The following is a 7,675-nucleotide window of genomic DNA, read 5'->3' on the forward strand; positions in this document are numbered from 1 at the left end:
CCGCCACGCACCGATGCGGTGATGGAGGTAGAACTCTCGGTCGCGCACCGCCGGGTCTACGAGCGCGAGCTCGCCCGTCAGCGGGCATCGCTGCTCGCGCTGCTAGACGACTTCGACTCCAACCGAATCAGCATCCTCGCCGGCCTCACCGTGCTGCGCCGGCTGTGCCTGGACCCCTCGCTGGTGGACCCCGATCACGCATCCATCCCCTCCGCCAAGACCGATGAGCTCATCGCGTCGCTGCGGGAGGTCGTGGCCGAGGGGCACCGGGCGCTGGTGTTCAGCCAGTTCACCAGCTACCTCGACACGGTGGTCGACAGGCTGCACGCCGAGGGGATCACGGTCGCTCACCTCGACGGCAGGACCACCGACCGAGCGGGAGCCGTCGGCAGGTTCACGGAGGGTGGCGCGCAGGTGTTCTGCCTGAGCCTCAAGGCCGGGGGAGTGGGCCTCAACCTGGTGGGCGCCGACTACGTCTTCCTCCTGGACCCGTGGTGGAACCCGGCCACCGAGGCGCAGGCCGTGGACCGTGCGCACCGGATCGGTCAGACCCGCCCGGTGCTGGTCTACCGGATGGTCGCCCGAGACACCATCGAGGAGCGGGTGGTGGAGTTGCAGCGGCGCAAGGCCGAGCTCTTCGCGTCCGTGCTGGATAGGGGGGAGCACTTCTCCGCGGCACTCACGGCCGACGACCTGCGGGGGCTGATCGAGTAGCGGCGCGGGTGATCACCGCACCGCCGGCATCGCCAACCCCGCGGCCACCGCGGCCCCGAAGAGTGCCGTGTCCCGGGACGGGGAGAACACGACCCGCGGCGTCGGGATGGTGTGCGGCAGCGTGTGCAACTGCTCGGCGACCGGCCCGTGCAGCGCCTCGCCCAGGCCCACCACGATCCCGCCGGTGAGCAGGACCGTGCGCGGCCGGAACAACTGGACGGCGTCCACCACGAAGGAGCCCACCCGGTGGGCGTAGATCTCGGCGGCACCGTCGCCGTGTTCCCGCTCGAGGTCGTAGAGCCCGTGCCCGCCCAGACCCCACCACGCCTCGGTGGTGCCGCCGTCCACGACCAGCCGCCAGTGCCCGAGGTCCCACCCGGTGGGCCCGCACGGGTGGATGAGCGCACCGTGGCGGTTGAGCGCCCCGAAGGACAGGGTGGTGCCCAGGGAGATGGCGATGCCGCCGAACTCGACGTCCGGCAGCTGGGTCAGGGCCAGGGCGTGGGCATCGCCGTGACCGATCACGGACACCGGGGCGTCCAGGAGGGCGACCAACTGGGAGCGCATCGGCCCCTCGGCCCAGGCGGCGGCGCGGGAGGCCTCGATGACCCCACGGTCGGCGTCGACGTGCCCGCTGACAGACACGCCGACGCCGCTGGGGAGGGGATCGACGGCCCGGATCACCGCGGCCAGATCCTCGGCGGTGGCCACCTCGGCCCCGTGGACTCCCACCACGCGGCCGTCGACCACGGCACCGATCCGCGTCCCGCTGCCGCCGATGTCGACGACGACGCCGTTCCTCATCAGATCGCCTCCCGTTCCACACCGACCATTGTCACCAATAGTTCGTAGCGGGCGGGCCATTGGGTGTGGTGGGGTGCTACCCGGTATCGGTGCTACCCCGTATCGATGTTGCGGATCGGGTCGCTCGCCTGGCCCACGGTTCCGCAGTAGAGCTTGGCCGACTCCTGGTTCAGCGTCACCTCCATGCCGGCGGGATCGGACTGCCCCTTCTCGTCGAGGAAGGTGGTGATCACCTCGCGCTGGTCCTCGGGCGGCATCTCCATGTAGTCGCCGCAGGTGGTGTCACCGCCCTGGTTGGGGTCCATCGCGTTGCAGCCGGTCAGGGTCGCCAGCACGAGGGCGGCGGTGGCGACCGGGACGGCCAGCGTCGCGGATCGGGTGCGGGTGGGCATGGGGACCTCCGGGGGGATGACGACGACGAGGTGAGCGGTCGATGAGGTGAGCGTAGGCGCGCGGGGTGACGGACATCACCATTCGACCGGGATTCGGCGGAGCGCATCGGGAGTTCTAGTAGATATGACAACATCTTTTGAGGTTCCGACCGCCCTGACCCTGGACTCCGCTGCGCAGGACCTGCTCTTCCGGGAGGCCCGTTCCGCCAACGCGTTCACCGACGAGCCCGTCACCGACGAGCAGCTCCGCGCGATCTATGACCTGGTCAAGTGGGCCCCGACGTCGATGAACAACCAGCCGCTGAGGATCGTCGTGGTGCGGTCCGAGGAGGCCAAGGCCCGACTGTTGCCGCACCTGGCCGAGGGCAACCGGGCCAAGACCGCCGCCGCGCCGGCCGTCGCGCTGCTCGCCGCCGATGTGGACTTCCACGACGAACTACCCCGGCTCTTCCCCCACTTCCCCGGCGCCCGCGACCTGTTCGCGGACGAGGCCGCGCGGGCCGGTGTGGCCGAGCTCAACGCGAGCCTGCAGGTCGGCTACACCATCCTGGGCATCCGCGCAGCGGGTCTCGCCGCCGGCCCGATGACCGGGTTCGACGCCGAGGGGATCGCCGCGGAGTTCTTCCCCGACGGGCGACACCGCGTCCTCGTGGCGATCAACATCGGCACGCCGGCGGAGAACGCCTGGTTCGACCGGCTGCCGCGACTCGACTACGACGAGGTCGTCACGACCCTCTGAGGGGTTGCCACGGCAGCCCGCGCGTCGCCAGTAGTTCGCGCGTCACAGGCAGCCGACGAGTCGTAGCGCGAACTGGTCGCCGTAGCCCAGGATCGTCGGAGGGTGCGGGCCCGGCCGTTCCGCCATGACCTCGGGCCCGTGCGCCACGGCGTGGTCGACGCCCACGGCGTGCATGAGTTCGTGAAGCGTCAGGCTGCGGGTCCAGGCGTCCCCGGGGACGGGGCTGATCTGATCCGGCCGCAGGGTCACCGAGCCCTGGAGAACCAACCCTCGCGGCCACACCGTGACGCCGCCCAGTCCCGCGATCTCGGGGTCGGTGTGGAACATGGGGTGGTCTCCGTAAGTCACGGAGATGGCGCCGTCGCCTTCGCGCTCTCCCTCGGCACCGGGCCCCGCGTACCTGAGAGGGAGGCCGCTGGCGAAGGCGAGCGTCTCGACCGCCCACGCGAGGTCGGGCTCGCTGCCCGGCGGTGCGTCGTAGGAGCGCACGGGGATCTCGTGCTCGCACGGCCAGTGGGCGATATACCCGTCCTCGGTGGCCTCGACGGCGTAGTCGACCCCCGCGATCAGCCCGGCAGGGGGCTGGATGTCGGCGGCGCGGCGCGGTGACCACTCGCCCCGGAGCGGGACGGCAGTCCCCGGGACCGTGGAGTTGGCGGCATCGGCGTGGGCGGGCCTGAACAGGCCGCCGTCCCCGCCTGACACGCGAGCGGCGCCCTCGCCGAAGGAGGCGACGGTGCCGCGGTGCTCTTCGGGGACCATCGCCAGGAGGGCCGGCGAGGATCCGACGACCGCCAGCGCCAGGACGAGCGGTACGACGATCGCCAGCAGGTAGGCGGAGAAGCTGACGGCGGGATGAACGGATCGCTGTCTGTTCACGGCGCGGGGTGGGGTGAGGGGGTCAACGGGGGCCTGTCCTGGGTCGATGCGAGGGAGGGGCCTCGCGGTACCGCTAAGAATCTACTCACGTGGTGGCGGCGTTCACACCAGATTCTTTGACTTGAGCGGAATAGACTCAACTGTTCGGCAGTTGTACGGACTGTCCGGTCCCGATGTGGGCCGGTATTGACCCGAGTACGCTCAAGAACACGTCGAAGAAAGGACCGGTCGATGAGCCAGTTCAACCCCACGACCAAGACCCAGGCGGCTCTGTCGGCCGCCGTCCAATCCGCCTCGGCGGCAGGGAACCCGGATGTCCGTCCGGGCCACCTCCTCGTGGCGCTGCTCGAACAGCAGGACGGGATCGCCACGCCCCTGCTCCAGGCATGTGGGGTGGACCCGCAACTGGCGCTCACGCAGGCCAAGGCCCTCACCGCGAGTTACCCCAGCGCGTCGGGCTCGGGGCTGGCCGCCCCCAACTTCAACCGCGACGCCCTCGCCGTCATCAGTTCTTCCCAGACCCTCGCGTCCGAGATGGGCGACGACTACGTCTCCACCGAGCACGTCCTGGTCGGCATTGCCGCCGGCCACACCGGGGGCGATGCGGCCAAGCTCCTCAATGAACTCGGCGCCACCGAGGACGCGCTGAAGCAGGCGTTCGCCGCGGTCCGCGGCAACACGCGCGTGACCACCGAGAACCCCGAGGACCAGTACCAGGCGCTCGAGAAGTACTCGACGGATCTCACGGCCCGGGCACGTGAGGGCAAGATCGACCCGGTCATCGGGCGCGACTCGGAGATCCGGCGGGTGGTCCAGGTCCTGAGCCGCCGCACCAAGAACAACCCGGTGCTCATCGGCGAGCCCGGCGTGGGCAAGACCGCCATCGTCGAGGGGCTGGCCCGGCGAATCGTGGACGGCGACGTCCCCGAGTCGCTCAGGGGCAAGACCCTGCTCTCGCTGGACCTGGGTTCGATGGTCGCGGGCGCCAAGTACCGCGGTGAGTTCGAGGAGCGGCTCAAGGCCGTGCTCGACGAGATCACGGCCTCCGAGGGGCAGATCATCACCTTCATCGACGAGGTCCACACCATCGTCGGCGCCGGCGCGACCGGCGAGGGGTCCATGGACGCCGGGAACATGATCAAGCCGATGCTCGCCCGCGGTGAGCTACGCCTGGTCGGTGCCACCACGCTCGACGAGTACCGCAAGTACATCGAGAAGGACGCCGCCCTCGAACGCCGCTTCCAGCAGGTGTACGTGGGGGAGCCGAGCGTCGAGGACACGGTCGGCATTTTGCGCGGACTCAAGGAGCGCTACGAGGTGCACCACGGCGTGCGCATCACCGACTCTGCGCTCGTCTCCGCGGCCGCGCTGTCGGATCGCTACATCACCCAGCGGTTCCTCCCCGACAAGGCGATCGACCTGGTCGACGAGGCCGCGAGCCGGCTCAAGATGGAGATCGACTCCCGACCGGAGGAGATCGACGCCGCCGAGCGGATCGTGCGCCGACTCGAGATCGAGGAGGTGGCACTGCAGAAGGAGACCGATGCGGCGTCCAAGGACCGGCTCGTCGCGCTCCAGTCCGAGCTCGCCGACTCCAAGGAGAAGCTCGCCGAGCTGACCGCCCGGTGGCAGAACGAGAAGACCGCCATCCAGGGTGTGCAGAAGGTCAAGGAGGAGCTCGACGCGCTGCGCACCGAGTCCGAGAAGGCCGAGCGGGACGGCGACTACGCACGGGTCGCCGAGATCCGCTACGGACGGCTGCCCGAGCTGGAGAAGCAGCTCGCCCAGGCGGAGGAGAACGACGCCGCCTCCAACGCGATGCTCAAGGAGGAGGTCGGCCCGGAGGACGTCGCCGAGGTCGTCTCCGCCTGGACCGGGATCCCCGTGGGCAAGATGCTCCAGGGCGAGACCGAGAAGCTCCTGCGCATGGAGGACGAGATCGCCCGTCGGGTCGTCGGCCAGAGCGAGGCGGTCCGGGCCGTGTCCGATGCGGTCCGCCGGTCGCGCGCCGGGGTCGCCGACCCCGACCGGCCCACCGGCTCCTTCCTCTTCCTCGGCCCCACGGGTGTCGGCAAGACGGAGCTGGCCAAGGCGCTCGCCGAGTTCCTGTTCGACGACGAGCGGGCCATGGTCCGGATCGACATGAGCGAGTACTCGGAGAAGCACAGCGTCTCGCGGCTGGTGGGTGCCCCTCCGGGGTACGTCGGCTACGAGGCCGGCGGGCAGCTCACCGAGGCCGTGCGGCGGCGTCCGTACACGATCGTCCTGCTCGACGAGGTCGAGAAGGCGCACCCGGATGTCTTCGACATCCTCCTGCAGGTGCTCGACGACGGCCGTCTCACCGACGGCCAGGGGCGCACGGTCGACTTCCGCAACACGATCCTCGTGCTCACCTCCAACCTGGGGGCGGGTGGATCGCGGGAGCAGACGATGGACGCGGTCAAGCGCGCCTTCAAGCCGGAGTTCATCAACCGGCTCGACGACGTGGTGATGTTCGACTCGCTCAGCGAGGAGCAGCTCGAGTCGATCGTCGACATCCAGATCGACGAGCTCGCGCGGCGACTCAAGGGTCGGCGACTGACCCTCGAGGTCGACGACGCGGCCAAGGGGTGGCTGGCGCGGCGCGGGTACGACCCGGCCTACGGCGCCCGCCCGCTGCGCCGGCTGGTGCAGCAGGCGATCGGCGACAAGCTGGCCCGGGCCCTGCTCGGCGGCGACATCCGCGACGGCGACACCGTGCGGGTCTCGCTGGCGGAGGACGGCGAGTCGCTCACGCTGAGCTGACGCCCGTCGCCTGAGCTGGCGGGAACGAGCCGGCGGGTACGAGTTGGCGGACAGGAGATGCGATCGGGAACGGCCCCGACGCGAATCTTGTCCGCCAACTCGTGCCCGGGTGACCGCCCACGTCCCGCACCGCCCACAGCTCCTCGCCCGCCCACGCGCCCGCGGAGTGACGGATCAGTCCCCGATGAGGGGATCCGCCTCGTCGTCATCGCGACTACCATGGACCCGTGACCAGAGCCACCGCACCCGCATCCGACACCCAGGTCAGTCCCCTCCTCGTCACGGCGCGCGAGTTGATCAGCGACGTGGCGAGCCTTCCCACCCCCGTGATCCTCGACGTGCGCTGGCGACTCGGCGACGCCCGCGGGCGCGAGCACTACTACTCGGGCCACATCCCCGGTGCGCAGTACGTCGATCTGCCCACCGAGCTCGCGGGCCAGCGCAACGTCCGCGAGGGCCGTCACCCGCTGCCCTCGCCCGATGATCTCGAGGACGCCCTGCGCCGTGCCGGCGTGCACAACGACAGTCGCGTGGTGATCTACGACGACTCCGGTAACACCTCCGCGGCGCGCGCCTGGTGGCTGATGCGCTGGGCCGGCAAGGAGGACGTCTACCTCCTCGACGGCGGTCTCAAGGCGTGGATCGCCGAGGGCGAGGACCTGGCGGTGGGGCCGGGCAACCCGGTCGAACGCGGCGACTTCACCTTCAGGCTCGATCACATGCGCACGGCCGACATCGACGAGACGCAGGCCAGCCCCGAGGAGGGCGTCCTGATCGATGTCCGCGCGGCCGAGCGCTATGCCGGCCACACCGAGCCGATGGATTCGCGGGCCGGTCACATCCCGGGCGCCGTCAATCTGCCCACCTCGTCGTTCCTCGACGAGAGCGGTCGGTTCCTTCCCGCCGAGCGCATCCGTCAGATGTTCGCCGACGTGGGCGTGACCAGCGGGAAGGACACCGTGGTCTACTGCGGTTCCGGCATCCACGCCTGCCATGCGCTCGCGGCGATGGAGGTGGCCGGGATCGAGGCGGGGAGGTTGTTCCCGGGGTCGTGGTCGCAGTGGTCGGCGGATCGTCGGCGGCCGATCGCCCTGGGGGAGGACCCCCGCTAGCCCGCGTCTCCGCCGGCTCCCGGGCCCGTCCAGGTCACGCAGCGCCGCGGTGCCTGGCGGGTAACCCCACCAGCGCTGACTACCCTCTGTGGACATGGTCGTGTTCTGGTTCCTCCTGGCCCTCGTGCTGCTCGCCGCGGCGCTCATCCTCCTGCGTCTGGACGCCAGACAACGCGGGGGCGCCGCGTCGCGTGGGACCCCGCCGGCGGTCGGCTCCGGGTCGGCGGGGGCGGGGGCCCTGTCCGACGACG

The 7,675-nt window shown here is 70.5% G+C and carries 7 protein-coding genes; 4 read left to right on the forward strand and 3 right to left on the reverse strand.

What is annotated here, in order from left to right; all coding sequences use genetic code 11:
* Positions 1 to 714, forward strand: a 714-nt coding sequence (locus G6022_RS01160) for a C-terminal helicase domain-containing protein (RefSeq protein ID WP_182690900.1), incomplete at its 5' end; no start/stop codon positions are given.
* Between the two features lie 12 nt (positions 715 to 726).
* Here G6022_RS01160 and G6022_RS01165 read toward each other — a convergent pair.
* Together G6022_RS01165 and G6022_RS01170 are read right to left on the reverse strand one after the other, a co-directional pair.
* Positions 727 to 1,518, reverse strand: coding sequence for an ROK family protein (locus G6022_RS01165; RefSeq protein WP_182609706.1), 792 nt, complete (start codon positions 1,516 to 1,518; stop codon positions 727 to 729).
* A 92-nt stretch (positions 1,519 to 1,610) separates the two neighbouring features.
* A complete protein-coding gene (locus G6022_RS01170) occupies positions 1,611 to 1,910 on the reverse strand; it encodes a hypothetical protein (RefSeq protein WP_179523518.1) in 300 nt (99 codons plus the stop codon).
* 124 nt (positions 1,911 to 2,034) lie between these two features.
* On the opposite strand from G6022_RS01170, the gene G6022_RS01175 reads away from it, so the two are divergent.
* Entirely contained in the window at positions 2,035 to 2,649 is a 615-nt protein-coding gene (locus G6022_RS01175) for a malonic semialdehyde reductase (RefSeq protein WP_179523517.1), read from the forward strand.
* 42 nt (positions 2,650 to 2,691) lie between these two features.
* On the opposite strand, the gene G6022_RS01180 is transcribed toward G6022_RS01175, so the two are convergent.
* Complete coding sequence (locus G6022_RS01180; protein ID WP_182609707.1) at positions 2,692 to 3,528, reverse strand: hypothetical protein; 837 nt, start codon at positions 3,526 to 3,528, stop codon at positions 2,692 to 2,694.
* Positions 3,529 to 3,759: 231 nt separating this feature from the next.
* On the opposite strand from G6022_RS01180, the gene clpB reads away from it, so the two are divergent.
* Entirely contained in the window at positions 3,760 to 6,312 is a 2,553-nt protein-coding gene (gene clpB / locus G6022_RS01185; RefSeq protein ID WP_182640137.1) for an ATP-dependent chaperone ClpB, read from the forward strand.
* Positions 6,313 to 6,539: 227 nt separating this feature from the next.
* Positions 6,540 to 7,424: a rhodanese-like domain-containing protein gene (locus G6022_RS01190; protein ID WP_182640138.1), complete on the forward strand. Its 885-nt coding sequence runs from the start codon at positions 6,540 to 6,542 to the stop codon at positions 7,422 to 7,424.
* Positions 7,425 to 7,675: the final 251 nt, after the last annotated feature.

It is taken from the genome of Dietzia sp. Cai40 (genome assembly GCF_014145165.1).
Taxonomy (GTDB): domain Bacteria; phylum Actinomycetota; class Actinomycetes; order Mycobacteriales; family Mycobacteriaceae; genus Dietzia; species Dietzia natronolimnaea.

Coding starts and splice junctions, on each gene's coding strand:
- G6022_RS01170 (WP_179523518.1), bottom strand. CDS start 1,910: ATGCCCACCCGCACCCGATCCGCGACGCTGGCCGTCCCGGTCGCCACC.
- clpB (WP_182640137.1), top strand. CDS start 3,760: ATGAGCCAGTTCAACCCCACGACCAAGACCCAGGCGGCTCTGTCGGCC.
- G6022_RS01175 (WP_179523517.1), top strand. CDS start 2,035: ATGACAACATCTTTTGAGGTTCCGACCGCCCTGACCCTGGACTCCGCT.
- G6022_RS01165 (WP_182609706.1), bottom strand. CDS start 1,518: ATGAGGAACGGCGTCGTCGTCGACATCGGCGGCAGCGGGACGCGGATC.